The 25000-nt window shown below is 31.3% G+C and carries 30 protein-coding genes and 1 pseudogene; 16 read left to right on the plus strand and 15 right to left on the minus strand.

Annotated features, from left to right (window positions below):
* Positions 1-71: 71 nt before the first annotated feature.
* On the minus strand, positions 72-245 hold the full coding sequence (locus ABS916_RS07995) for a DUF6366 family protein (protein ID WP_350451375.1): 174 nt from the start codon (positions 243-245) through the stop codon (positions 72-74).
* A 159-nt stretch (positions 246-404) separates the two neighbouring features.
* Here ABS916_RS07995 and ABS916_RS08000 point away from each other — a divergent pair, with 159 nt between their 5' ends.
* Positions 405-869: a hypothetical protein gene (locus ABS916_RS08000; protein WP_350451376.1), complete on the plus strand. Its 465-nt coding sequence runs from the start codon at positions 405-407 to the stop codon at positions 867-869.
* Between the two features lie 598 nt (positions 870-1467).
* Here the strand turns inward: ABS916_RS08000 and ABS916_RS08005 are convergent.
* The 5 genes from ABS916_RS08005 to ABS916_RS08025 all read right to left on the minus strand — a co-directional run bounded on the left by ABS916_RS08005 (position 1468) and on the right by ABS916_RS08025 (position 4943).
* A complete protein-coding gene (locus ABS916_RS08005) occupies positions 1468-2049 on the minus strand; it encodes a DUF2441 domain-containing protein (protein WP_502880594.1) in 582 nt (193 codons plus the stop codon).
* A gap of 8 nt (positions 2050-2057) precedes the next feature.
* Positions 2058-2816: a peptide transporter gene (locus ABS916_RS08010; protein WP_350451378.1), complete on the minus strand. Its 759-nt coding sequence runs from the start codon at positions 2814-2816 to the stop codon at positions 2058-2060.
* Positions 2817-2904: 88 nt separating this feature from the next.
* A complete protein-coding gene (locus ABS916_RS08015; protein ID WP_350451379.1) occupies positions 2905-3846 on the minus strand; it encodes a peptide ABC transporter permease in 942 nt (313 codons plus the stop codon).
* The gene (locus ABS916_RS08020) at positions 3846-4295 is read right to left on the minus strand and encodes a hypothetical protein (protein WP_350451380.1); all 450 of its coding nucleotides are present in this window, start codon (positions 4293-4295) and stop codon (positions 3846-3848) included. Before ABS916_RS08020 ends, ABS916_RS08015 begins: the two co-directional genes overlap by 1 nt.
* A gap of 357 nt (positions 4296-4652) precedes the next feature.
* Entirely contained in the window at positions 4653-4943 is a 291-nt protein-coding gene (locus ABS916_RS08025) for a helix-turn-helix domain-containing protein (RefSeq protein ID WP_350451381.1), read from the minus strand.
* A 193-nt stretch (positions 4944-5136) separates the two neighbouring features.
* Here ABS916_RS08025 and ABS916_RS08030 point away from each other — a divergent pair, with 193 nt between their 5' ends.
* Positions 5137-6570, plus strand: coding sequence for a SulP family inorganic anion transporter (locus tag ABS916_RS08030; RefSeq protein WP_350451382.1), 1434 nt, complete (start codon positions 5137-5139; stop codon positions 6568-6570).
* 197 nt (positions 6571-6767) lie between these two features.
* On the opposite strand, the gene ABS916_RS08035 is transcribed toward ABS916_RS08030, so the two are convergent.
* Entirely contained in the window at positions 6768-7094 is a 327-nt protein-coding gene (locus ABS916_RS08035; protein ID WP_350451383.1) for a hypothetical protein, read from the minus strand.
* A 181-nt stretch (positions 7095-7275) separates the two neighbouring features.
* Between ABS916_RS08035 and ABS916_RS08040 the strand changes: the two genes are divergently transcribed.
* The 3 genes from ABS916_RS08040 (at position 7276) to ABS916_RS08050 (ending at position 8280) form a co-directional block, all read left to right on the plus strand.
* Positions 7276-7524 carry a hypothetical protein gene (locus tag ABS916_RS08040; protein ID WP_350451384.1) on the plus strand — a complete coding sequence of 83 codons (249 nt, stop codon included), beginning with the start codon at positions 7276-7278 and terminating at the stop codon, positions 7522-7524.
* A gap of 116 nt (positions 7525-7640) precedes the next feature.
* Complete coding sequence (locus tag ABS916_RS08045) at positions 7641-7922, plus strand: hypothetical protein (protein WP_350451385.1); 282 nt, start codon at positions 7641-7643, stop codon at positions 7920-7922.
* Positions 7923-8046: 124 nt separating this feature from the next.
* Positions 8047-8280, plus strand: a complete 234-nt coding sequence (locus ABS916_RS08050; RefSeq protein WP_350451386.1) for a hypothetical protein — start codon at positions 8047-8049, stop codon at positions 8278-8280.
* Between the two features lie 83 nt (positions 8281-8363).
* Here ABS916_RS08050 and ABS916_RS08055 read toward each other — a convergent pair whose 3' ends face one another.
* Positions 8364-10004 carry a Mur ligase family protein gene (locus tag ABS916_RS08055; RefSeq protein WP_350451387.1) on the minus strand — a complete coding sequence of 547 codons (1641 nt, stop codon included), beginning with the start codon at positions 10002-10004 and terminating at the stop codon, positions 8364-8366.
* Between the two features lie 273 nt (positions 10005-10277).
* On the opposite strand from ABS916_RS08055, the pseudogene ABS916_RS08060 reads away from it, so the two are divergent.
* Positions 10278-10806: pseudogene (locus ABS916_RS08060) on the plus strand (putative immunity protein).
* 316 nt (positions 10807-11122) lie between these two features.
* Here ABS916_RS08060 and ABS916_RS08065 read toward each other — a convergent pair.
* The 5 genes from ABS916_RS08065 to ABS916_RS08085 all read right to left on the minus strand — a co-directional run bounded on the left by ABS916_RS08065 (position 11123) and on the right by ABS916_RS08085 (position 14408).
* Complete coding sequence (locus ABS916_RS08065) at positions 11123-11884, minus strand: sugar phosphate isomerase/epimerase family protein (protein ID WP_350451388.1); 762 nt, start codon at positions 11882-11884, stop codon at positions 11123-11125.
* A 363-nt stretch (positions 11885-12247) separates the two neighbouring features.
* Complete coding sequence (locus ABS916_RS08070) at positions 12248-12778, minus strand: hypothetical protein (RefSeq protein ID WP_350451389.1); 531 nt, start codon at positions 12776-12778, stop codon at positions 12248-12250.
* A gap of 102 nt (positions 12779-12880) precedes the next feature.
* Positions 12881-13186, minus strand: coding sequence for a hypothetical protein (locus tag ABS916_RS08075; protein WP_350451390.1), 306 nt, complete (start codon positions 13184-13186; stop codon positions 12881-12883).
* 381 nt (positions 13187-13567) lie between these two features.
* Positions 13568-13801 (minus strand): hypothetical protein, encoded by a 234-nt coding sequence (locus tag ABS916_RS08080; RefSeq protein ID WP_350451391.1) that lies wholly within the window; start codon positions 13799-13801, stop codon positions 13568-13570.
* Positions 13802-14165: 364 nt separating this feature from the next.
* Positions 14166-14408 (minus strand): hypothetical protein, encoded by a 243-nt coding sequence (locus ABS916_RS08085; protein ID WP_350451392.1) that lies wholly within the window; start codon positions 14406-14408, stop codon positions 14166-14168.
* Between the two features lie 238 nt (positions 14409-14646).
* Between ABS916_RS08085 and ABS916_RS08090 the strand changes: the two genes are divergently transcribed.
* Positions 14647-15210 carry a hypothetical protein gene (locus ABS916_RS08090; protein ID WP_350451393.1) on the plus strand — a complete coding sequence of 188 codons (564 nt, stop codon included), beginning with the start codon at positions 14647-14649 and terminating at the stop codon, positions 15208-15210.
* 311 nt (positions 15211-15521) lie between these two features.
* On the plus strand, positions 15522-15785 hold the full coding sequence (locus tag ABS916_RS08095) for a hypothetical protein (RefSeq protein ID WP_350451394.1): 264 nt from the start codon (positions 15522-15524) through the stop codon (positions 15783-15785).
* 322 nt (positions 15786-16107) lie between these two features.
* Here ABS916_RS08095 and ABS916_RS08100 read toward each other — a convergent pair whose 3' ends face one another.
* Positions 16108-16446: a winged helix-turn-helix transcriptional regulator gene (locus ABS916_RS08100; RefSeq protein ID WP_502880595.1), complete on the minus strand. Its 339-nt coding sequence runs from the start codon at positions 16444-16446 to the stop codon at positions 16108-16110.
* Between the two features lie 130 nt (positions 16447-16576).
* Here ABS916_RS08100 and ABS916_RS08105 point away from each other — a divergent pair, with 130 nt between their 5' ends.
* The 5 genes from ABS916_RS08105 (at position 16577) to ABS916_RS08125 (ending at position 20355) form a co-directional block, all read left to right on the plus strand.
* Positions 16577-17692 carry an S-(hydroxymethyl)glutathione dehydrogenase/class III alcohol dehydrogenase gene (locus tag ABS916_RS08105; RefSeq protein ID WP_350451395.1) on the plus strand — a complete coding sequence of 372 codons (1116 nt, stop codon included), beginning with the start codon at positions 16577-16579 and terminating at the stop codon, positions 17690-17692.
* A gap of 4 nt (positions 17693-17696) precedes the next feature.
* Entirely contained in the window at positions 17697-18530 is an 834-nt protein-coding gene (gene fghA, locus ABS916_RS08110; RefSeq protein ID WP_350451396.1) for an S-formylglutathione hydrolase, read from the plus strand.
* Between the two features lie 485 nt (positions 18531-19015).
* A complete protein-coding gene (locus ABS916_RS08115; protein ID WP_350451397.1) occupies positions 19016-19519 on the plus strand; it encodes a hypothetical protein in 504 nt (167 codons plus the stop codon).
* Positions 19520-19623: 104 nt separating this feature from the next.
* Entirely contained in the window at positions 19624-19824 is a 201-nt protein-coding gene (locus ABS916_RS08120) for a hypothetical protein (protein WP_350451398.1), read from the plus strand.
* 18 nt (positions 19825-19842) lie between these two features.
* Positions 19843-20355, plus strand: coding sequence for a hypothetical protein (locus ABS916_RS08125; protein ID WP_350451399.1), 513 nt, complete (start codon positions 19843-19845; stop codon positions 20353-20355).
* 399 nt (positions 20356-20754) lie between these two features.
* Here ABS916_RS08125 and ABS916_RS08130 read toward each other — a convergent pair whose 3' ends face one another.
* Positions 20755-21000 (minus strand): hypothetical protein, encoded by a 246-nt coding sequence (locus tag ABS916_RS08130; RefSeq protein ID WP_350451400.1) that lies wholly within the window; start codon positions 20998-21000, stop codon positions 20755-20757.
* Between the two features lie 352 nt (positions 21001-21352).
* On the opposite strand from ABS916_RS08130, the gene ABS916_RS08135 reads away from it, so the two are divergent.
* The 3 genes from ABS916_RS08135 (at position 21353) to ABS916_RS08145 (ending at position 24954) form a co-directional block, all read left to right on the plus strand.
* On the plus strand, positions 21353-22645 hold the full coding sequence (locus ABS916_RS08135) for a GntP family permease (protein ID WP_350451401.1): 1293 nt from the start codon (positions 21353-21355) through the stop codon (positions 22643-22645).
* Between the two features lie 23 nt (positions 22646-22668).
* Positions 22669-23820: a glycerate kinase family protein gene (locus ABS916_RS08140; RefSeq protein WP_350451402.1), complete on the plus strand. Its 1152-nt coding sequence runs from the start codon at positions 22669-22671 to the stop codon at positions 23818-23820.
* A gap of 135 nt (positions 23821-23955) precedes the next feature.
* The gene (locus ABS916_RS08145; protein WP_350451403.1) at positions 23956-24954 is read left to right on the plus strand and encodes a CdaR family transcriptional regulator; all 999 of its coding nucleotides are present in this window, start codon (positions 23956-23958) and stop codon (positions 24952-24954) included.
* Positions 24955-25000: the final 46 nt, after the last annotated feature.

Genomic DNA, 25000 nt, shown 5'->3' on the forward strand with positions numbered 1-25000 from the left:
TACTTGAGATATGTAAATACATTCAACTTATTAAGGACATTAAACAAAAGTAAATGATTAGAGAAAAAATATCATTTTTCAAACAGTGAGTAGATAAAAAAAGCTGAAATTATTACTACTATTAATAAAAGAGTACTTTTCCAACTTGTGGTATCGTTTTTGTCAGTAGGGATTCCAAATGTAAGTCTTCTTGTCCCTTCAACTAAATTAATGATAGGACTATCTTTCTTTTTTCTTCTATTCAAATGCCATCCTCCTCTAAAAAATTGTTTTATTTAAATATAGTAGAAATTTAATTATTTTGATAAATGTCAACTACTGGTTGCTAGATGTAAACCAAAGGGTGCGTTACTTTTCAATTAAGATAAGAGATAATAAGAGTTATAAATGAAGGAGGAATAGTAATGAGAAAGTATGATGAATACCAAAAGGTTGTGAGATACAAATACGGTTATTACTCCTTTAATAGTTTAATTATTTTAATTGTATTTAATTATCTTATTGGATTATTTTTTAATTTCCATTGGGCTACAACTAAAGAGCTAGAGATAATAATGTTACTAATTATAATAGCATTATTTTTTATAAATGCATGTGTCTATCAAAGTGCTTATTTTTATAAGGATGATGATAAAAAGAGTTATTCGTGGTTGTTTTTTATTATAGGATTAATTAGCTTATATACAAATTTCCAGACTTTTTTGATATCTCCTGAAAAATTAATGTTAAATGGAAAAGTAGGTAGTGGAGCTATTCCATTATTTTCAGGACTTATGTTTTTATCTATTTCAATCACTTATTTCATAAGGAATAGAATAGATAAAAAAAGAAAACAAAAAACTATTAATAAAATTCAAGCTAAGAACTAACATTTTAGGAGAATTATTAATAGAGAAGAAGGTTTCCAGTGAGATTTATACAAAAATCAATAGAATTTAAATGAAAATAGATGTTTAGCTTATGGAGGTGCTAAGATGAAAAAATATCAAAAAATTCTAATAGCCTTATTAATAATATTGGCTTTCCTTATGTTTACACCAGTAATTTTATACTTAATTTATAGTTAAGTTGATAAAACTGATAAGAAAGGATTAAAGAATAGTGAAATCTAATGTAAATAAAATTATACTTTTGTGTTTAGTCCTATTTACATTAATGATAATTATTGGTTATTTTTTATGGGCAATACTTATTCCTATTCAAGATTTTGATCTTATAGATAGCAAAGAACAATTAAGAACGCGAAAAGAACTAGTATTGAATTATACATTAGGTGAAAATTTACTACATATTGGTTTTATTTCCTCATTAATTCTTCTGATATTAAACCAAGTTATGGCAATCAAAAATAAATTTGTTAAACAGTTGTTGTACTTAAAAATAGGTTACAACTTTCGTTTTTTTAAGTTTTTTTTTCAATCAAGTTAACTAGTATATGGCCATGTATTGATGTTAGATAGGAATAAATTATTGAAAATCTTCAATAATTTCTGTAACTAAAATTTCTCCACCAATCAGTACTTCAGTGAGATGATTTTCAGCAGGAGAGCTCCAGTATTCTTTTGATTGTTCGATTTTTTCTAAAAAAGAAGAGTTTTCTAAGGATGGAAGTAAAGCAGCGTTTCCTTTGAAAATGGGTCCGGTAGTTTCTAGTTTGACAATTTGAATAATATCTCTGTTATAAGATTCAAACAATTCTTTCCATTCAAGCAGGCCCTTTAGACTATCAGATCCATATAAGCATTCGAATCTTGAAGGAAGCATAGGAAAGTATTCTAATCTGATCATTTCAGTAATGACTTCTCTAACTGCTCTGGAAGTATGAGATAGAGAATCTTTTAAAAATGATAGGTCTTCATTTTCAATTGTTGAATCTAAATGATGTATTATCTGGTCCAAAGACTCATTTGATTTACTTTTAAAATTATTGTCTAAGAAAAAGTAATATAATCTATTCTTATGTGTTTTATCGAAACTAATTTTTTGCCCAACATACATTGGTTTTCTTGTAACTAGATGGTAGTATTGAAAATTTTTATACCTCCTTATTTATACTACTATTTATTTGAAATAAGACTATTGATTAGTTTAAATAAAAGACTCATAAGTAAATATGGACTCAATAATAAAAATAAATAACTGATAACTAACACTTGTGGGCTATTACTATTAGGAGGCATAATTTGCGTATTTCTTAAGCCAGTTAATAGACCTCCTGTATTGAATTGAATTTCAATAAAAAGCATTACAGTGATCATTTCTAGATAAATAAACTTCACAATGTTTTCTAAAAAGGGTAGTAAATTTGGAATAACATAGGAAAAGAATAGTTTATATTTAGGATACCCCAATGATTTTGCGAAGACAAAATAATTGGATAGATAAACATCTTTGATATACGGAGTCATGTATTTAATCAAAAAAATAATTGGAAAAATGCTCAATATAACTAATGGAACAATTATCGCCGGTTCTCTAGGCGTACCAACTGTTTTAAATAGATAGATGGAAGTTTCTTTATAGATAACGACACTCAACCAATGGACAAAGAATACAATGCCAAGCACAGGCAAACTCTCAATGTCTTCTAAATACCGTATCAATCTCGTTACCGTTTTATTCTTCAATTTGGGGAGATAGTAACTGTACACAAGTAGTGAAAATAATGTTATGGCTAAACTAGCACTGATTAATTTTAACGTATAATCACCGTTAGTTTGTTGATAAATAACGAATAATTCAGATAAGTAACGATATGTAAAAATTTGTACAAGGGATTCTTTAACCATTTCCAATAATAAGTCTGGATTCCTCATACTTAAAGGTAATGAATGACTTAAACAAACAAGTAGAATGATACCAGCCAGTAGGGTAATAAGCGAAATGGATTGCTTTATAATTTCTTTAAATGGATTGATTTTGCATCCCTCCCATTAAAGAGCGCTTGATTCTATTGAGCAAGAGAATAAGGGCTCCATAAAAAGCTAACGGAATGAGCACTGTCCATGGAGTGCTAGCTAGTCGATTAATATTTTGCCCAATCAACCCACTCCATTCGTTAGATATGGTTACGGTATATTTGGTACTGGCATCTAACTGGGTTACTAGGGAGCCTCCTAGATATAATTGGAAGTAGGCTAAGTAAATAAAGAGAGATAAATTTTGCGTTAGGATTTTGAAAAATAAATTTAATGTAAGTTCTGTTAATTGTGGTTTAAAAGAATACCTAACCATTCTAAACTTAGAACTCCCTAATGTCTGGCTAGCAAGGGCGAAATCTTGCTTGAAAAGTACGCTTAATTCAGAATGATAAAGTTTCACTAAATTAGGCAGCCCTACAAGAAATAAAACAAACAATTGGATTATCACAAATTTCAAATTAGCCGATGGTTGAACATCATCGGTATTAAAGAGTAATGCGTTAGAATAAGGTCCAATTAATAATAGTAATAAAAAAGGCTTAGGGATTAACGTAAAAAGTTTATCAAAATAAGAAAAGATAGGCAGCAAAATTTTTGATCCTAATTTATGAAGAGTCAGAATGGTTATAACTAAACTACTTAATATTTGAGCGATACTTAATAATAAACCAATAAAAAAAGTGTATTTAAATCCTTGAATGATTTTGGCAAAGATAGTAAACCCTATGATATCTGTACCAAATGGCAGAACTTCCAGAGGAGTGAAAGGCGGATAGTTTACCTCTCCATTTATCATAGTCTGTTCTACTCGAATTGTTAAAAATTTTGATAATAAGGGCTCATATAAACAACTAAGCAGTAAAAAAAATAACACGATTGAACACAATATCCACAACGTTGTATTTTTATTTTTTAATGTTTTCATTAAAAAAAATGTCCTCCATCTTTATTTTTTTTTTTAAATGACGGTTTGCTTATTTTATTGTAAACAATAGCGAATAATAGAGTACCTCCATAATAGCCAGCATACCAAGGAAGCTCATTTATTATATATACCGCTTCTACTGTAGTAGGTAGAGATAACATGTTTAAAAATAAAGGCAAAATAGAAAGAGCCAAATAGACTATAAAGCAGAAGGTAAGTATGATATAAAAGCTCTTAGAATTTGAAAAGTTCAAGGAATATAAAGATAGGAAAATCAAAATAAGTGCAATAACTAGAGGGAAAAGTATATTTACTATGCGAATAGAACTAGTTATAGCAAGTGGATCTTCTAAAAAAAGGTTTTCAATGGACACTAAGTAAACATTGTAAAAATAAATAGACAAAGCTGGCACAATGGTAAAGGCTAAATAAAATAGGATTTTCTTCATAACATTCCTCCTAATAGTTCAATAGATAACAAGTTTTATTTTTAATCTTTTTCTCATTATATAGTGCAGAAAAAAATAGTAAAGTTTTTTATTTGATTAACTATTTTATTTATAAAGTGTCAATAGAACAAAACAAGTTATTTGTAGTATGATTTTTAAGATTATTCTTTGTTAAGTAACAAGATGAACAAAAGTATTACTAATTGTTTTACATACAAAGTGGCTATAGAAACATGACACTAGATAAAAGCATATTTCTCGAATACAAAAAACAGCAAATCATTATTTAGATTTGCTGTTTTTATGTATTCATATTTCTATTCGTTTTGAAAATAGAAAACAGTATTTTAAATTTTTTTAAATCAAACCTGTTAAAAAAGCCAATAACTCATATTGCTTTTCTTCCGGTAATTGCTTGATTTGAGAAATAAGTTTTTGTTCCACAGGGCTTATTTCTGAATTAAAAAATTCAGAAAGAGTTACGCCTAAAACGTCACAAATATGTGCGAGTGTTTTTAAGGACAGTTTTGTTGAATTGTTTTCGATTGCTGAAATAAAAGGGGGAGAAACGTTAATACGTTCTGATAATTCCTTTGCTGTCATATTATTTAATTTTCTTAGCTCCTGAATTCTGTTGCCGATTTCCATCATATCATCCTTAACTATAAAATTTCACTTCTGCTTAACTATTTTAACATATTTTATTTATCATTATAATGTTAAAATTGCTTTCAGGTTATTTAATGAATTCTGAACTATATTTTTATTGGTTTTTATTTACTCATGTGTTAATATATTTTATTGTGAGCTGTTTTGTCTAAGTTTGAGAAGGAAGGTAGTTATGCAAAAGTATAAAAATGAATGGTTTGGTAATATTAAAGGAGATATTCTAGCTGGAATTGTTGTTTGCTTAGCTTTATTTCCTGAAGTCATTGGATTTATGTTGGTTGCTGGTGTGGAACCCATCGTAGGTGTCTATGCAACATTTTTTATCACAGCAACGGCTGCATTTTTTGGAGGTCGGACTGGATTAATTTCAGCAGCTGCAGGCTCAGTTGCATTAGTACTTGCTCATTTAGTTGCGGAATATGGGGTAGAATATCTGTTTGCTGCAACAATTTTAGCCGGAATCATACAAGTTGTACTAGGTTTATTTAAAGTAGGAAAATTAATGCGTTACATACCAAAACCTGTTATGTTGGGATTTGTAAATGGATTAGGTATTATGATGTTTTTATCTCAATTGGATCATTTCAAAGGGAACTCGATATTACTTGTGCTTGGGATTATTGGAATTGCCATTATATTTTTAGCTCCTAAGTTAACAAAAAAAATTCCTGCACCGATTATTTCAATTGTAGTCGTTACCGCTCTTGTGTTGGGATTAGATTTAAATGCCCAACTGTTAGGTGATTTAGGAACTATTTCAAGTGACCTACCTAAATTTGGTATTCCAAGTGTGCCTATGAATATAGATACACTTAAAATTATTCTACCTACTGCGCTTTCTGTTGCTATCGTTGGGTTAGTAGAATCATTATTGACAGCACAATTAGTGGATGAATTAACGAATGAACCAAGTGATAAAAATCGTGAATCATTGAGTCAAGGACTCGGAAATGTGTTATCTGGTTTCTTTGGTGGGATTGCTGGTTGTGGTATGATTGGCCAAACGATTATTAATCTTAATTATGGTGGAATTGGTCGTTTAGCAACATTCTTGTCTGGTTTCTTCATGTTAATGTCGGTAGTATTATTTAATAAAGTAGTAATTCAAATTCCAATCGTTGCTCTTGCAGCAGTAATGGTCGTTGTAGCCTATGAAACCATTGACTGGAGATCGGTTAAACGATTAAATACCATGCCTAAAAATGAAAGTTTTGTTATGCTTTTAACCGTTGGAATTGTATTAGTTACACACAATCTAGCCTATGGTGTAGTTGCTGGGACTCTAGTAAGTGCTATTTTTGCAGCCTTTAACATGACCCATTTCCAAGTAGAAAAAGGAACAGATCATGATGAGTATCATTATAAGGCGCATGGGCATCTTTATTTCGCATCAGCTGAAAAGTTTTTAGACTTTTTTGTACATGATTTTGACCATGAAGGTGAATTAGTTATCGATGTTAGTGCTATGACTTTATGGGATTCTACGGCTGTTGAAGCTATTGATAAATTGATCAGTAAAAATAAAGAATCTGGTTTAACTTTTATTAATGCGAATAAACAAAGCAAAGAATTGTTTAAGAAAAACTCAATACACAAGATGAAATAATAGAGAAAGACGTAATTGTTGTCATTAAATTCTATCCCTTTAAACAAATGAGTAACTACACTATTTTAGATGGATTTATTTAAGAGTACCTTTTATGTAGTATTAGATAGAGCCACTGCTTACATGAAAATGTATGCAGTGGCTCTATCTTTTTTTAAAAGTATGTTTTAATCTTGAAATTTGTAAAATACCTTTTGTTATTCTGATGCTTTATCTTTATGTAAAATAATGCTAGTGACATTAAGAGTAATTGTTACAATAAGGAGTACCGCTGATATCCAGTTTAAAGTAGACGTTGTATCCATAAGTGCAGAAATATCTTGAATAGTGACTAAATAATTAGTGTAAGAAATTTGAAACCATAAGGCAGTTGCACAAGACCCCATACTCAAGACAATCATAGTTAATTGGCTATTTCCTCTTTTTTTACGACGTATAATATTAAAGATTGGGATAAACCAAGCAATTAAGCCAAGAACTAGACTACCTAAATTAAGCCAACCGTAATCAAATAAATTCAGCATCATAATCTCCTTTCAAAACTCGTATATTATTTATAGTATAGCCTATAAATAATATAATTCCTTATTTTTATTGGATGTAAACCATTGGTTGCTAATTGTAAACTAATGGATGCGTTACTTTTGGAGTAGAAACTGAGAGAATAAAGATAGGAACTTATTTAGAGATAAAGATGTTTAATTAATGTTAGAGGTACAAAAAATTGAAAGGAAATTATTCATGAAAAATTATAAAAAGATTCTAGGCTATAGTTTAATGTTAGCAGCTATCTTAATAGTAGTTCGTTTACCCAATATGGCTTATCCAATACCTGATGAGGATGGAATGGATATTGACCTCTATATCCTAGAAGTGGTTTTAAATATAGTAAGGTATGTTCTTCTTTCAATCTTCTCTTTTGTTTTAGGTATAAAAATTGTGTTTAAGAATTAGAAAGAAAAATTCTTCACTTATATGTGATTTTATAAATAGTACATCAACAAGGGAGAAAAATAGAATAGATAGTGTAAGAGAAATAGTTACATGATTCACAGAAAGGAGGACTTAAATTGAGTGGGAAGTATATACTTAAAGGGTTATTTTTATTAGTATTGAGTCCCTTAACAATTTATTATTTTATGAAGATGCCAGGATCAGAGGTAACTATTAATTCAATTGTTATTCTATTTTTTACGATATTTTTGATATATGATGAAATCACTTTATCTAAGGATCATTCAGTTAATAGACATCCTTATCAACTAATTATAGACAGATTGTTAGTTGCGATTTTAATTGTCATTTCAATAGATGTTCTAATCGCTTTTTTTGTTAACGGGATTACTATATAATTTAAAATATAAATAGATAGAATAATAGATTCTACTAGTGGTTCTTTTTACTATAAGTTATAAACGTGTATACTATAAATGAAAGCGGTGTAAGAGATATAAAAGAGATAGGGGAGTGAGATAAATGTCTACAGAATCAGCTATGAATTTAAATATAAATGTTTATGAGGTAATGGATTTTTACGCTGACGTGTTTGAGGTAGAAAAAAATGGACTGATAACAAATGATGAAAATACATTTGACCCCGATGTCGTTCTTTTTAATAATGAAATCAACCGTTACGATAAACTTAAAGAAAATGGTCAGGTAGAAATAGAAAAGATAACTAAAGATATTTATCAAGTTGAAATACATTAAATTAGATAGGAACATGTATTGTAGTTAAATAAGACTCCTAACACTGTTTAAACTAGTGTTAGGAGTCTTATTTCTGATTGTTTTTAAATTCCAGAATTCAAATTTAATGATTTTTCAGCTATTCTAAAAGAATCCATTCCAATGATTTTATTCTTTAATACATGATCAATTTTTTCATGATCTACTTGAGGATGAATTTCTTTTAACAATTCTAGTGTCTTTCTTGCGCCCTGATCCATCGAATGCGCTCCTGAAATCAACAGAATATCTTCAACATTCAACTGTTCAACACCAAATTGCAATGTGTCTTCGAGTTCTTTAAAAAACGTGACGTCGATTTTATTTTGGTGCATCACTTTCAAGAAAGCGGCTAATTCTTCTTCTGTGACTTCATCATTTTTGTTTACATGTGATGGCGCCGTCGTCAGAATGATTTTAGCAATTTTCATTTTATGGAACCATTTGGTTAAAGACTCCGCAATTTCTATACTATGTGCAGGACCGTTACTACCTCTGATTGCATGCACAAGGTGAAGCTCATTGTAATCTAAATGACTAATGGTCTCCATGCATGAATCAATGTTGTTTTGATTCAATAACAAGTCGTCTATCACTTTAAATTCCTTATCGTAAAGTACCTGGAATCGTCTCTCTACACCTCGGAAATTTTTAATACCTCGTTGGACATCTTCAATCGGTATATCATTGACCAGTCCCGTAACAACTGCTGTGAGTGCATTATAGATAGAATGATAGCCAAAAATCGACATTTCTAAATCGAAACTTGTTTTCTCAATTATTTTTCCACTTAGAGTGTTAAAAGGTTTTCGAATATTCACTGTAAATGATGGTTTCCCCGCCGAAAATTGTATATCCGAGACAGAAATCGTACCAGACTTATTTTCGATTCCAAAAGTAACGACTTGAGCTTTGGTCTCTTTTTCTAAAGGGATAAGCAGCGGTTCATCAAGATTCAAAATAGCGGTACTTGTTTTAGAAGCAGTTCTTATCAATGACGCTTTAGCATCAAAGTAAGCATCAAATGATTCATGCAATTTGATATGTTCTGGACTGATATTCATAAAAGCCACAACGTCAAAGTCAGTATTATAAACGCGTTTAAGTTCCAGCGCTGAGGAAGAAACTTCCATGGAGACATGTGTGATTTCACGATCTCTCATCCTTGCAAAATGCTGTTGCAAATCATAAGATTCCGGAGTAGTTAATCGACTCATTTCAATCTCTTTATCCATTTTAACTAAAATAGTTCCTATTAAACCAGATTTTAATTGATAAGCCTTGAAGATTTCATCTGTCATGTATGTAATCGTCGTCTTCCCATTAGTAGCAGTTACGCCGAATATGCTCATTGACTTAGAAGGATGATTAAAAAAATTACTCGATAAAACAGCCAAAACTTCACGACTATCTGAAACTTTAAGTTGAAGAACCTCAATATCTTCAATAAAATCTTCAACGATGATAACTGTTGCACCTTGACTTGCAGCATGTCTTGCGTAGTTATGTCCATCTGTTTGGTGGCCTTTAATACAGACAAATAAAGTATCTGCATCTACTTCTTTTGAATGATAAGCGATTTTTTTAATATCGATTTTATCTAATGCTGTTTTAAGCTGATTATGACAGCTAGAGTCGATCTTTACCGATTTCAATAAGTCAGTTAGTTTCATAATGATCGTGACTCCTCCAATGATTGTGTACATAATCTGATAAGGTATGTTTTGGGTAGATTACGTCTATTAGTATTATTTAGTTTACTATTTTATCTGTTTGATGTCATATTATTTGCTCGCTGAAAATAAATTGCTAGTTAATTAGGCTATGAAACACATTTATTTCTTATTTTTTATGGAGAATGCAAATATAGTAACGAAAGTCAATCTTCTCTATAATAGAAATAAATCGTTATTTTTTATTAGTCACAATTTATTTTATAGAGGTAATTTACTTGTCACTTTTTCTAATAGTTTCAAAAAATGAAGGGAGTATACAAATTGAATATTGAAGATTATGCATGGAACAAGCATGAACAGGAACTGAAAAAGCAGAACGAGTTTACATACAGCGAACCAAAAATTAAAATAATAGATGATGTAGGGTTAAGGAATAAAATTGAAGATAATCTCGAAAATTTACCACAAAAATTAGTTGCTAAATGGGCTTTGAAAGTAGCGACCCCAATTTTGGAGTATCTTGATAACTATTTAAAACATGATAGACGTATAGAGTTAGGAATAGAAACTTTAGAAAAGCGGATAAAAGGAAGTATAAATGCGTATGACTTACGAAAAATTGGATTCATTAGTTAGTAGGTATGCTGCACGTTCATTTGCACACGCAATTGCAACTGGACACATGAGAGGTCATGCTATGGTTAGCAGTGATTACGCAATAAAAGTAGTAAACCTTCTAACGAGTAATTCGTTAGAAGCTTCAACAAAGGAAAGAAGAAGGCAATTAAAGATCTTTATCAATTTAAATGAAAAGTCATCTTCGAATACATAAATTTAGATACTTTAAGGTATTTAGATAAAAAATCAGTTTAATAATTCAAGCATAAATATCAAATAAAAAAAGAGGCTGGGACAAAATCCCAGCCTCTTCTCTATATACAAATACCTATTCTAAAACGTACTCCAAAAAGCAGACCCGACGTCCACTTCACGAATAATGCTCGATGGTCGATGACCATACTGCGCTTATTCGTTTCAGTTACCATAGCTCTTGCGAATTTATTCGCATTAGAGATAAGGTATGCGTTAGAAGATTCGGGCCTAAACGCTTTTTGTCCCGCTTTCTTTTTTAGAATTACCAATAGGTTTCACTTTATACCATTCATTACAAGATAATCGTAACTTTCTTTTAAACATTGAAAAGGCTCTTTTTCAAAGGTTTCTTGTTCAGCGAATGCGTACTTTACACCCGTTTCAATTGTAGCTTCAAAGATGGGTTTCCATGGGATTGAACCTTGTCCAACAGGCATAAGCAACTGTTGTCCTTTTGTTTCCTCAACCCCATCCTTGAAGTGGATCACATCATTTCGTCCTTGCACCTTATAAATCCATTCAATCGGATCTAGACCGCTGTGAATGATCTGATAGATGTCTAATAAAAACTGGAATTCATTTCTCGTATTTTCGAAAATGATTTCAAGAGAATTTTTATCCCCATATTGAAACACATCCTTCTGTCTTGGATGGAAGTTTAAAATTTTTCCTTTGGTTTCAAGGTACTCTGAAAGTTTGTTCAATTCTTTTGCATATTCCAGACAGCCCTCGTAAGATTGGTAGCGCTCTGGTAGCCCGCTGACGGTAATATAAGTACCACCCCAGAGGTCGTTCATTTCAATGACCTCATCCAAATGTTCAATGACCACATCATAATAATCCTGTGTCCCTATACACTTCAAATTCGTTTCTTTTAGAGCAGCTTGAATGAAATCGGTTGGGACTTCAGGGTTGATCCATTGGATTTGAATGGTATCATAACCGATAGTGCTTACTTTTCTGAACGATTCCAAGACGTCCTCAGGGGTTTGAAGATATTTTTTAACGCTTGAAATTTGTAAGCCTAATTTTGTCATAGTATCTCTCCTTTTCAATGTATCCGTTCTCAATCGATTTTCTATTATCATAACATAGCGTACGATTTTTGTTGCTACATGATTTTACATATAAATAGCTACCGTTCTCATAAATAAATTAATTATTTTTATCTATACTGTATACTGATTTGTAAGAAGTTTATTACATAATAAAGAAGTGCTGATAATTATGAATGAACGATTTCAAGAAGCACTATCATTGAGAAATAAATTTAAATAGTATAAGAAATATACAGTATAACCGAGTAATGATAAAACTGTTAATTATTAATATAGCATCTCGTCGATACATGAATTTGTACCTTAATTAGACGCTAAGAACTAAGTTGCATAGAGATCCAATTAATTTGGTAATGATAAACCTATAACGTTAATATCTTGAAATTTATGCAAAAGCTTTAATTCTTTGTCGGCTATATCGTATTCATAAAAATTACAAGGCGATTGCCAATTTACATTTAATTTTACTAAAACAAAATAATCATCCAAAACTTTGAAAATTTGGAATTCCCAAATGTCATGTTCTATTTTTTCTGCTGACTGAAAAATCCCTGTAATTATTTCATCATTATTGACAACATTTCCTAAAGAATCTTTAAGTATAATTTTATGTACCTTATTAAGAACTTTTCCGTTAGAAATATAGGATGAAAAACTAGTTGAATCTGCGTTATATAGCTTAAAATCTTCACTTTTGAACATATCTGTTTCCTTGCTACTTCCGTTTGAATAAATAGAAACATACTCTATTTCTCCAGAAATATCATTTTTTGTTATTAGATTTACTAACAAATCCTTAGATCTTATGTATAAGCTTGATAAAATAATAATTATAACTACTACAAAAAAAATTAGGTTAAGTTTTTTTTTCATAATTTTTTATCCCCTCGTACTTAACTATCTTTTATTATAAATGTATTATTTCTTTAAAACATCTCAATACATGAAGTTGCTTAAAAATGTGTATCAAGGAGCTTAATAAAATAGTGGTATATAAGGTGGTATTCCAGCTTCAGGTAAAAGATATATAAAAACTGTAAAAAGAATTAATAAAAACGAGAATACTACTAGAAAGTAAGCCGGTACTTGTTTTCCTTTCCCAATAATGGATAAGATCGATAAAATAAATCCTCCAACGGATAGAAAAACAGATAATGAAAATTCAAACCATATGTTATATGTCCATATTTTATCTAAGCCAGTTGATAAGAATAGGATAATATAAATTGATATAAAAATGATACTTAATGTTGAAAAAAACTTTGTTTGTTTTTTAAGCAACTATAATCGCTCCATTTCACTTTTCTTATTTAGTTATAGTATTTATTCTTACTAAGAATATCGTGTATCAGATAATTATATACCTATAGGGTTCCATTTTTATAGTGGTCTTTAATACACTATTATGTAGCGTAATAAGCGAAATCATGTACCGTGTTTGTGAGAAGAGTGGGATTTTAAATGAAATACAAAGTCTAAACATTATGAAATCAACAAGAAATAAACGGTTTTTATTCTATTTGAGATGTAATAAAAAAGTAGATTGAGATGTTTTTACGTTTTTATCCAGATTTTCTCTAGCCACATATAACCCATTATCTAGTTTATAGCAGATAATGGATTCATTGGCTTCTTCTGGCAAGTAGATTTCTGTACCTAGGTTTAAAAATTAGATTCTAAGTTCTTTTCTGGGTAACTATATCGATTTACCTTTTTTTGAACAACATAGACCTTAATAAGCTGTACAGATCCTTTATATGGTTCATGTGTCAAAACATATGTAGTGCCAGAAAAATTAACTAAAGTAGGGATTTTTTTCTGTGCCGATTTATTTACAAGAAAAATCCCTAGCAAAAGGATAGGTACTACTAATAACATAGATATTCTTTTTTTCACGAAAAACCTTCCTCTATTTGTTTGAAATTTATCTATCCTGTTTTCAAGTTTACTAGTTTTTTTTATTTCTACGATTATGAATATCGGAAAATATAGAAAATACTCCATACAAAAAAATAAAAAAAACTACTAGAAATAAAATAGCATTCATCAGTTACAAAATCTCCTTCCTAAGCAAATTTACAATGACAATGTTTACTTCCTATTTAGTTCCTATAATTATTACTATGAATGATAAATAGGCGTAACTAAATGTTTTAAAAATTTTTTTTTTACTTTATCCGACAATTTCTATTCCTTCTTTCTAATAAATTTAACATTTTATGATGTACTTGAATTGAGTAAAATATACAGTCCTTTTAAATCATTTTTTCATAACATCTGAAACAATTAAACTTAATCCAATTAGCAAACCAATAACTAGCCATAGACCTAAAAGAGTGATTGCAACTACTCCAATTACTTCCTTTGGTGCGTGGCTTAATTCACGGATAAGCTGACTAGTTTCTACATAATCAAAAATGAGGTTTTTTAATCCATTAAATCCCATAAAGAGTAACGCATATAAAAAACCTTCTTTGAATCGATTTAATTTAGTTTTTTCCATTTTTACTGTAACTCCTTTTTCATTCAGTCCTAGCTATGTATTACTTATCTCTATCATACCGAAAGAGAGGATAGTTGACTATAAACCATTGGTTTACATACTAGCAACCAATGGTTGCTAGTATGTAAACTATCGATTTTTTTAGTTTTATAAGATTAAATAGTTAACGTGATTTCGAATGATCAAGAATGCAGATTATTTAATTTAAACCTAGGAAAATTCAAGATAGAAAATAAGTATGTTAAGAGTAGAATTTTTACTAGATGATATTTATAGGAAAGTAGGTTTAAGTATCAAAAAAGTGGTTCGTCTATTTAAAGATGTAGTGAACTTGAAAACAGTATCCATAATGACTTATGATAGAAGTGAGTTAAAAATAGGAGGTTTTTTTTTGTTTAAAAGGAAAAGTAAGAAATTAATGATAGGTATTTTTTTAGGAGTTATGCTTGCAATTTTAACAGGATGTAAAGGTTCAGAAGATATACAGGGTGAATGGTATGCAGAAAATTCTGAGGGAAAAGAAATAGTCATCACTTTGACGGATGACTCCATTATTTTTAGTTCTGACGGATCAGATGATTGGAATGTACCTTATAAGCAAACCGGTACCGGGTTTAAAAATAATATTAGTTATAAAAAAATAGAATTCGATGATAAAAGTTACTCCTTTGTTTTCCCAGACAAGAAAGACAAAAATAATGCTGTTATTTTGATTCCAAATGATGAAGATGAAGCAACAGAAGGAATGATTTACTGGGTTCTATCTAGAAATGATTTTCCAGACTATAACACTTATAAGTAGTTAACAAACGTAATTGAATTAGCTTTGTTAAGGTATTAGGCAAAAAAAGTTTAGTATTAAATCTAATCTTTTTAAATAATAGTAATCAAAAAGGATTCTACCGCTTAAAAAGCAGAAGAATCCTTTTTTTAAAATCTTCTTTTAAAATAAACAGAAATCTTTACTTTGACCCTTTTTGTGATGATGCAAGGGATTGTAGTGTGAAAAAAGTAGAACTATAAATGGAGATAGTTAAATCGAAGAGTTATCGCTTTCAAAATTTAAGTTTAAGTTGTAAAATGACATCATCAGACTAAAGGAGGTGACAAACAATGGCTGACTTAGAACAAAAAAAGGAACGCGTTTTGGAAAATCTGGTAACTGTAATTGAGGAATTAGACGAAAATCTAATGACAGTAGACGCTTTGGGTGATGATACTAAGAAGAAACATAGATTGAAAAAATGGTATTACGAAAAAAAGGCGATTCATGATATTAAAAAAATATTGCATGATGTAAATAAGTATGAAAAATATGATGATAAAGAAATGAAAAAATTTGAAAAAGAGTTAGACAAATACGACGAATGGACATAAACTTAACGTTTTCCATTTGGAATTAAAGTAAGTTCTAGTTGTGATATCTTGAGAGATTTTAGATTGAGTTTTTTTAATTATTCCAGAAACTTGGAAGTAATAAATAAAAATATCAACAAAAAGACTACAGATATTGTAGTCTTTTTTTAGTGAGTAAATCATTCCAAACTAAACAAAAAATAGTTAGTTACTCCTAAGATTTTTTCTGTGGTCTATAAAAAAATACATAAAAACTTAACACCAGTTAACCTTTTATATGATTAACTAATACTTATTTATCCTGGTATTTAGTTGATCTGCTTAACTTAATATAACAACAATTTTAATTAGATCCTAAAGACTGATGGAATATATCTCCCCAATCACATATAGCTGTTACAACCGGTTCTAAGCTTAATCCAAGAGCCGTTAATGTATAATCAACTTTGGGAGGGACTACTGGATAAATGGTCCGTTGAATAATGTTATCTTCTTCCAGTTCTCTTAGTTGTCGAATTAATGTTCTTTGGTTAATATCTGGAAATTGTCTTTGTAGTTCGCTCAAACGTAAAGGAGATTTTTGTAGTAAAGCCCAAATAATCGCGATTTTCCAGCGACCGCCAATAACAGAAAGAGCTAAATCTTTACTTGTGTAAAATTCTTTATCTTTATAATTGATCAGTTTAAACAACTTCTTTCTCAATAAGTAGCTTGATTTTCATAGTGACAAAAATATCAGTATTAACTTTTTATTCATTATACACTACAATAGATTTGCAAGAAAGAACAGCTTGAAAGAAAGAAGGAAAATTATGAAAAGTAGAGCAGCAGTAGCATTTGGACCAAATGAGCCACTTAGAATCGTTGAGATTGATGTAGAAGAGCCAAAAGAAAATGAAGTACTAGTGAAAATATTGTACACATCTGTTTGTCACACCGATGCATTTACGTTATCAGGAGAAGATCCAGAGGGGATTTTCCCAGCTGTTTTAGGACACGAGGGAGCTGGAGTAGTTGTATCCGTGGGTAAAGGAGTAACTTCTGTAAAATCAGGAGATCATGTCATTCCTTTATATACACCAGAGTGTGGGAAATGTGAGTTCTGTCTTTCTGGTAAAACCAATTTATGTAGTGCAGTTCGTGAGACTCAAGGAAAAGGTTTAATGCCTGACGGAACGACTAGATTCTCGTATAAGGGAGAACCTATCTATCACTATATGGGAACAAGTACATTCAGTGAATATACAGTAGTCAATGAAATCAATTTAGTAAAAGTTGATGAAGATGCTCCTTTAGACAAGGTTTGTTTGTTTGGTTGTGGTGTCACGACGGGTCTGGGAGCTGTGAAACATACGGCAAAAGTTGAAGAAGGTGCTACAACAGCAGTATTTGGTCTAGGAGCAATTGGTTTAGCAGTAATTCAAGGATTAAAGAAAGCCAATGCAAAACGCATTATTGCTGTAGATTTAAATCCTGATAAATGGGAATTAGCTAAACAAATGGGAGCGACTGATTTTGTTAATCCAGCTGATTATGATCAACCAATCCAAGAAGTTATAGTAGAGATGACTAATGGTGGTGTAGATTACAGTTTTGAATGTATCGGTAACGTAGAGGTAATGAAATCAGCACTTGAAGCCTGCCATAAAGGGTGGGGAGAAAGTATTATTATTGGTGTTGCTGGTGCTGGGAAAGAAATTCATACACGTCCGTTCCAATTAGTAACGGGTCGTGTATGGCGCGGGTCAGCATTTGGCGGAGTAAAAGGACGCACAGAATTACCAGGAATGGTTCAAGATTACATGGATGGTGAAATTGATCTGGATTCGTTTATCACGCATCACTTAGCATTCAAAGACATAAATGAAGCATTTGATTTACTGCACAAAGGTGAATCAATTCGCACTATTTTAACTTATGGGGAGTGATTAAATGGTTGTCGAACAACTTGAAATGCATCTCTCTTTTCAAGGAGAGCAGCGTAAATACCGTCATTTTTCTAACGTATTAAATTGTGAAATGGTGTTTAGCCTTTATTTGCCACCGTTGTTTGAAGAAAAGGAATTATCGCTTATTTGGTGGTTATCAGGATTAACCTGTACAGATGATAATTTTAGTCAAAAAAGTGGGTTTCAAAAAGCTGCTGCAGATCAGGCGGTAGCCGTGATTATCCCTGATACTTCTCCACGGGGAGAAAAAGTACCAGACGATGAAGGATGGGACTTAGGTAAAGGTGCAAGCTTTTATCTAAATGCAACAGAAGGTCCATGGGTCGAGAATTATCAAATGCATACGTATCTAAAAGAAGAACTTCCTCAAATAGTGCATAGTTTGATTCCACATTTTTCAGGAAAAGAAAGTATTATGGGACACTCAATGGGTGGACATGGAGCAATCATGATGGGATTAAAAGAACCGGGACGATTTGCTTCTATTTCAGCGTTTGCACCAATTTTAAATCCCGCACAAGTACCTTGGGGTAAAAAAGCTTTCACAGCTTATTTAGGTTCAGATGAATCTTCGTGGCAAGAATGGGATTCTACAAGCTTGATTGAACAAACAGATAAAGTTCCTCCTATCTTAATCACGCAAGGTACATCTGATAATTTTTATGATGTGCAATTGCAAGAAAGTGAATTTTTAAAAGCAGCAGGAGATAAACCTGTTTTTTATCAGTCAGAAAAAGGATACGATCATAGTTACTTTACAATTGCGACTTTTATAGAAGAACACATCCAATTTCATGTGAATGAATTAAAAAAATAAAAAATAGTTTAGAGATTTCTATTAAGTATGAAGCTAAAACAAGTTAATGAGACAACGAGGAACACCTTCGAAAGGATAAGACTTAATCGAAGGTGTTTTTGTGTATAAAAATCTATTTAAATAAAACTTACCAGAGCAAAACGAAAATAAAATAAACAAACGACATAAAAAAGCTCTAACCGAACTTCTGAGCTATGTGAAGGATCATTTTGATCATACTAATGCTACTTATATTGAACTATTATTCTGTCTGAATAGTTTTGAAAATGAGCCTTTAAAGCACAAAAAGATCATTAAATATAAGGAATTAACCTTGAATGATTTGTTTTATGAAGAACTGAAATTTCTAACGCTAACGACATAGGACTGAAGATAACTAATAGCATAAAGCTTTATTTAATTGAATTTTCATTAGATGTAAACAGTTGGTTGCTAAATGTAAACCAATGGGTGCGTTACTTTCCAATCAAAATTAGAGATAATAAATGGGAGAAATGTATTATTCATTATGTGAGGAGAAACTTATGGAATACTTTACTGAAGAAAAACACGATATTGAGGGTTACAGGAATAATTTTAAATTTTTAGATAAAGTACTCGATGCTAACACTTATAATTTTTTATTAAATACCTCATTTCATGATAGTTTGGTATGTGAAATAAAAGTATCAAACGACTATGTTCCCGAAGTACCTGATGACTCCCAAAAAAGTATTGTAACCGTTTCGGCTAAAATAAAGTACTGGGATGATACTTTATATGAGTTATCATGGAAAGATGTTACGGTATATTCTTTTGACTTTGATATTTCTAGAAATAAAGTAGTTGAAACCCAAAAAATATTGTTCAATCGAGGGTTAGATGAATGGTCACTTGATGAATTAACTTTAATAAATAATGATCGATTAAGACATGAAATAATTTTTTTCTCACAAGCAGTGCTGATAATCGAATGCGGCAATTTTTCTATTAAGCTTCTTGATGACTAAAGAAATTAGTTGCTTACTATAGCTTTTTTTAATATGATCATATTAAAAAAAGCCTTTTAAGTGAATTTAACGAAGGTTAATAATTAAAGGAAGTAGGAGATTTAATGGGTTTTTGGTATTTTTTAATATTATTTATAGGAATTGCTTTGTTTGTAGCGGGGTGGTTAAAGAAAGGTGTTTCACGTGAAGTTAAACTTGTCATGATACTATTTATTTTTGGTAGTTTACTTGTTTTAATGTCACTCTTTATGTTTTTACCCGGTAGTGCTGAAGTTGTTTCTCAACTTTTAAACATGAATGAATAAACTAAGGAGATAAGGTCTATGAAAAAAAAGCCTTTTTATTGGTTCCTTTTTATTTTAATAGGATTTATTTTGGCTTTTACGATGATTGATCTAATTTATATTGAAGAGACTAGTGTGACGAGCCCTTTTAATGATCAAGTTAAGGTAATAACTGTTCCGCAACATCCAATATATGAATATGTAAAAGTTAGTAAAACAGTTGAATATATTTCCGGTTATGCAGGTAATCAACCAAATCAAGGAACTAAATTCTCAACAGGAGATAGTTTCCGTTGGAGTGAAGAAAATGGAACTAAGGTCACTAAAAGAAGTGCACAACATCTATTTGGTAATATTGATCCATTGGGTGGCATTTTTGTAAACGTTCCAAATGAAATGGATCATTTTAAGCTAAAAGTAACAAAAGGTAATGAAGTAACTAAGACAGCCGTATACGTAAAGTCGGAAACTGGTGATAATAAAAAATTTCTCTACTATATCTATCCATCAAACTTATATAGTCGTGAATTCACAGTAGTAAAGGTGAACTAAATTGTTAGATAATATGAGGCGAACACTAATGAAAATAATGAAAGTTACAACACAAGATTATACAATAAAAAAAGCAAAAAGTAGCAATTGGATTCTATTTATGACATCAAGTTGCTTATTTAGCACCCTATCTGTCACATTAAAAAATCTTTTATATGGTGTAGTGGCGGTACTATTTTCAATTTGTGCGTTAGTGATAGCATTGAAAAATAATCGTAAATAAAATGAAAATCTATTAGGACTTAATATTTTACTATTAAACAATAAATTATTTGTTAAACAGTGAGATGTGGAGGTTAGAACTATGAAAATAATAACACTTGAATTAGCTAATGAAAATGACCTTGATGAAATACTAAAAATTCAAAAATCAGCATTTAAAAAATTATTTATGAAATATCATGATTTAATAATTGAATTCGCTTTGTCGACTACTTTTTTAGCTTGAATTAAGTCGATAGGATAGTATTGGGTTCTGATTTTCTTAATCGTTTGTATTTCATTCATAGTCATTAAATACTCTTTTGAATCTTCTATCATTTTATCTTGATCATATGTGAATAGAGCCTTCAATTTTTTGATTTCTGTTGTTTGAATATAGTTTAATAGTAATAAGATTAACACTACAATAATTAATAAATACATTATTTGAAATCACTCCTTTGATAGCATATATACTCAATTGTGGCTGTTCTCTAATCATACCGAAAGAACTAGTTAATAACTACTACATAATTTTTGTTAGTATTAATCGTAATGGTTTAAAAATATGGTTGTTAAATTATATTTGCAAGTAGTATTAACAATATTAAATTAAAAAAATATTTCTAGGAAGGGATAAGCGAGTTATGGGCATATGTTAGCCTTATAATTCGCTTTTTTTGTTATTAAGGGTTGTGCATTTGCACAAATAGATTTGTTAAGATGACAATAGCTTTTTCTTGTAATGAAAAATATAATGTAAGCGCACACAGATGAAGTTGGGAGATGTTTAAAGATGTTAGATATTACGATTCCATGGTTTGCAGCAATTATTGGATTGATCGTTGCAATTTTACTTATATTGAAAAAATTCAATCCAGTGTATTCTTTATTTTTTGGAGCCATCGTTGGTTGTTTAGTAGGTGGAGCTTCCTTGGTGGATACTATTGATATACTAATCAGTGGTACACAAAGCGTTATTGGAACCGCTATCCGCGTTCTTGCTGCAGGAATGCTTGCAGGTGTAATGATGGAATCTGGAGCGGCAGAATCCATTGCGAACGCGATTGTAACGAAACTTGGAGATAAAAAAGCCATTTTATCATTGGCTCTTTCAACAATGATCATAACGGCTGTAGGGGTATTTATTCCAGTGGCAGTCCTAATTGTTGCTCCAATTGCATTATCCGTTGGAAAACAAACAGGGATTAGTAAGATTGCGTTATTAACGGCTTTATCAGGTGGAGGGAAAGCAGGAAATATTATTTCTCCTAATCCAAATACGATTGCAGCAGCAGATGGTTTTGGTTTGAATTTGAGCAGTGTGATGTTGGCTGGTTTTATCCCTGCTTTATTCGGACTTGCAACCGCTGTTATTGTGGCCAATCTAATTAAAAGTAAAGGTGAAATGGTAAGAGATAGGGATATTCTTAAAAAAGAAGCAAAAGAATTAATGCCATTGGGAAAAGCGTTGATTGCGCCGATACTTTCAATTGTTCTTTTATTGATTAACCCAATTGGAACCCTACTAAAAATAGAGGTCCTCACAAATTTAAAAATTGATGCTTTATATATTCTTCCTTTTGCTTCAGTCGTAGGAACGATTGCAATGGGACATGCGAACAAAATTAGTGAATACGCTTCTTCAGGAATTAAACGGGTAACAGATACGGTACTTATTTTGATTGGAGCCGGTGCAATTGCAGGATTGATATCTGCTTCTGATTTATCTGTTCAAGTTGTAAAATTAATTGATACAATAGGTATTTCTGGAACATTCTTAGCTCCAATCTCAGGTATCTTGATGGGATTAGCTGTAGGATCAACGTCTACTGCTGTTATATTGGCTACTGGATCATTTGGACAAGCCATTCTAGATACAGGAACTTCTTCTTTAGCAGCATCTGTAATGGTTCACACAGGATCAACCGTTATTGATAGTGTTCCTCAAGGGAATTATTTCCATATTAGTGCAAATAGTATGAACATGACGATAAAAGAAAGATTGAAGGTTATTCCTTACGAGATGTGTGTAGGTGGGGCAATGACTGTAGTTGCAACTATTTTGTATGGATTTATTCTTAACTAATTAAGGGAAAAGAGGCAAATATAATGGTAAAAAGATTTGTTGTTGCACCAGATTCGTTTAAGGAAAGTATGAGCGCAAAAGAAGCCTGTGAAGCGATGGCTAGAGGAATCAAAAAAGTATTTAAGGATGCAGAAATTAGTCTTGTTCCAATGGCTGATGGAGGTGAAGGAACTGTCGATTCATTAGTAGATGCAACAAAAGGAAGGCGAATCAATGTTGAAGTATCTGGTCCGATTCCTGAGGAAAAAGTAACGGCATATTTTGGGATTTTAGGTGACAATAAAACAGCAGTGATTGAAATGGCAAAAGCAAACGGGATAGAATTATTACCAAAAGAGCGTCGAAACCCATTGATCACTTCTACGTATGGTACTGGAGAATTGATTAAAGCGGCTCTAGATCACGGTGTAGAAAAAATCATTATCGGAATTGGCGGTAGTGTAACGAATGATGGCGGGGCTGGGATGGCCGAAGCATTGGGTGTGAAGTTTTTAGACGGAAACGGACAATCGATTCCTCAAGGAGGAGGTTCTTTAAATCAATTAGTATCAATCGATACTGCTGAATTAGATCCTCGAATAAAAGAAATCGAAATTGAAGTGGCTAGCGATGTTACAAATCCATTGACTGGAGAGCATGGGGCTGCTCATATATTTGGTCCTCAAAAGGGAGCGACACCAGAAATGGTGGAACAATTAGACTCTAATTTAAAACACTACGCGCACATCATTCAAAAAGATGTTCAAAAATCTATTGAACATCTACCAGGGGCTGGAGCAGCGGGTGGGCTAGGTGCTGGTTTATTAGCCTTTACAAATGCCACACTACGACCTGGAATTGATATAGTCATTGAGATCAATCAATTAGAGGAACAGATTGCTGAAGCTGATTTTATTTTTACTGGTGAAGGTGGCATGGATTTTCAAACTAAATTCGGAAAAGCGCCATATGGGGTCGCAAAAGTTGCGAAACAGTATCAAAAACCTGTCTTTGCTTGTGCTGGTTATATTGGAAAAGATGTTGAGGTGCTATATGATGAGGGGATAACGGCTATTTTTGGGATTCTCTCAAAAGCCGAATCAATTGACGAAGCTTTGAAGAATGGCGAATCAAATCTAGAACGAACATGTGAAAATATTGCTCGAATCTTATTCTTAACCAGTGAACAGAAATAAGCCTCATCTATTTTAGGAGATAAACTTGATATTTTAAGTTTATAAGAAGATACTTTAACTTAGAAGATAAGAAAAAACAGTTTAGGATGTATCATTCTAAACTGTTTTTTGTATAGAAAAGGTGGCAGAAGTAACGTGTTAACGAGTAGTCAGGCTAGTCTAATCGTCAGTAAACTTATGGGAGATATTCCTTACAATATCAATATTATGAATGAATTAGGTATTATTATTGCAAGTGGTGACAGTAATCGTATTGGAACTTCGCATAGAGCAGCTGAACGAGCAATCAAAGAAAAGAAGATCATAGAGGTTTATCAAGATACGCATTTAGAGAAAAAAGGGACAAACGAGCCAATAATATATGAAGACACTATCATTGGAGTAGTCGGAATTACAGGTGACCCTAATGAAGTTCGTCCGTTCACAAAAATTGTTAAAACGGTTTCGCTACTCCTTATTGAAGAATTAAATATTTATAAACAAAAAGAAGAGAATAGAGTGGCAAAGAATAACCTCTTGAAACAAATTATCCAGTCAGAAGGTATATATACAGAATCGTTAAAAAAAGAAGCACATGAAAAATATGACCTAGAATTAGGGCAACCTTATTATGGCGTTTTTGCTGAAAGGAAGGAAATACTAAGAGCAATTGCGTCTAAGAAAGAATTGTTTGAATGGTCTGGAGGTTTTATTATTTTTGTAGAGAACGTTGATTCATTAGAACCAACTACTAAAGAATTTATTATTGTAAGTTCTAGTGAAAAAAATATTAGTCAAAATCTTCAAGAAATCAAACAGACATATGCAATGCTCTCTTTTTTAAACACAAAGAAAGAAGGAGTCAATAAAACAGATAGCTGCTATTTAGCCAATTTATTCTCATTTTCTCTTCCTCCTAACCAAGAACTGTTGAATAAGATAAAGGAAGTGGCACCGGAATATGTAGAAACACTCATTAGTTTCGCGCAAAATAATAAAAGCATCAATGATACTTCGCTAGAACTTCATATCCATAGAAATACATTGAATTATAGAATCCAAAAAATTGAAGAATCAACTGGAAAAAATCCTCGAGTTTGGTATGAATTATGGGAGTTGTTTTATCATTTTGCTTATTTCTCTCTAAATAATTAAAAATTATAGTTGTAGTAGTCCTTGTATAACTCTACTAATTTTTATA

This window comes from Carnobacterium sp., assembly GCF_040274945.1.
GTDB lineage: Bacteria > Bacillota > Bacilli > Lactobacillales > Carnobacteriaceae > Carnobacterium_B.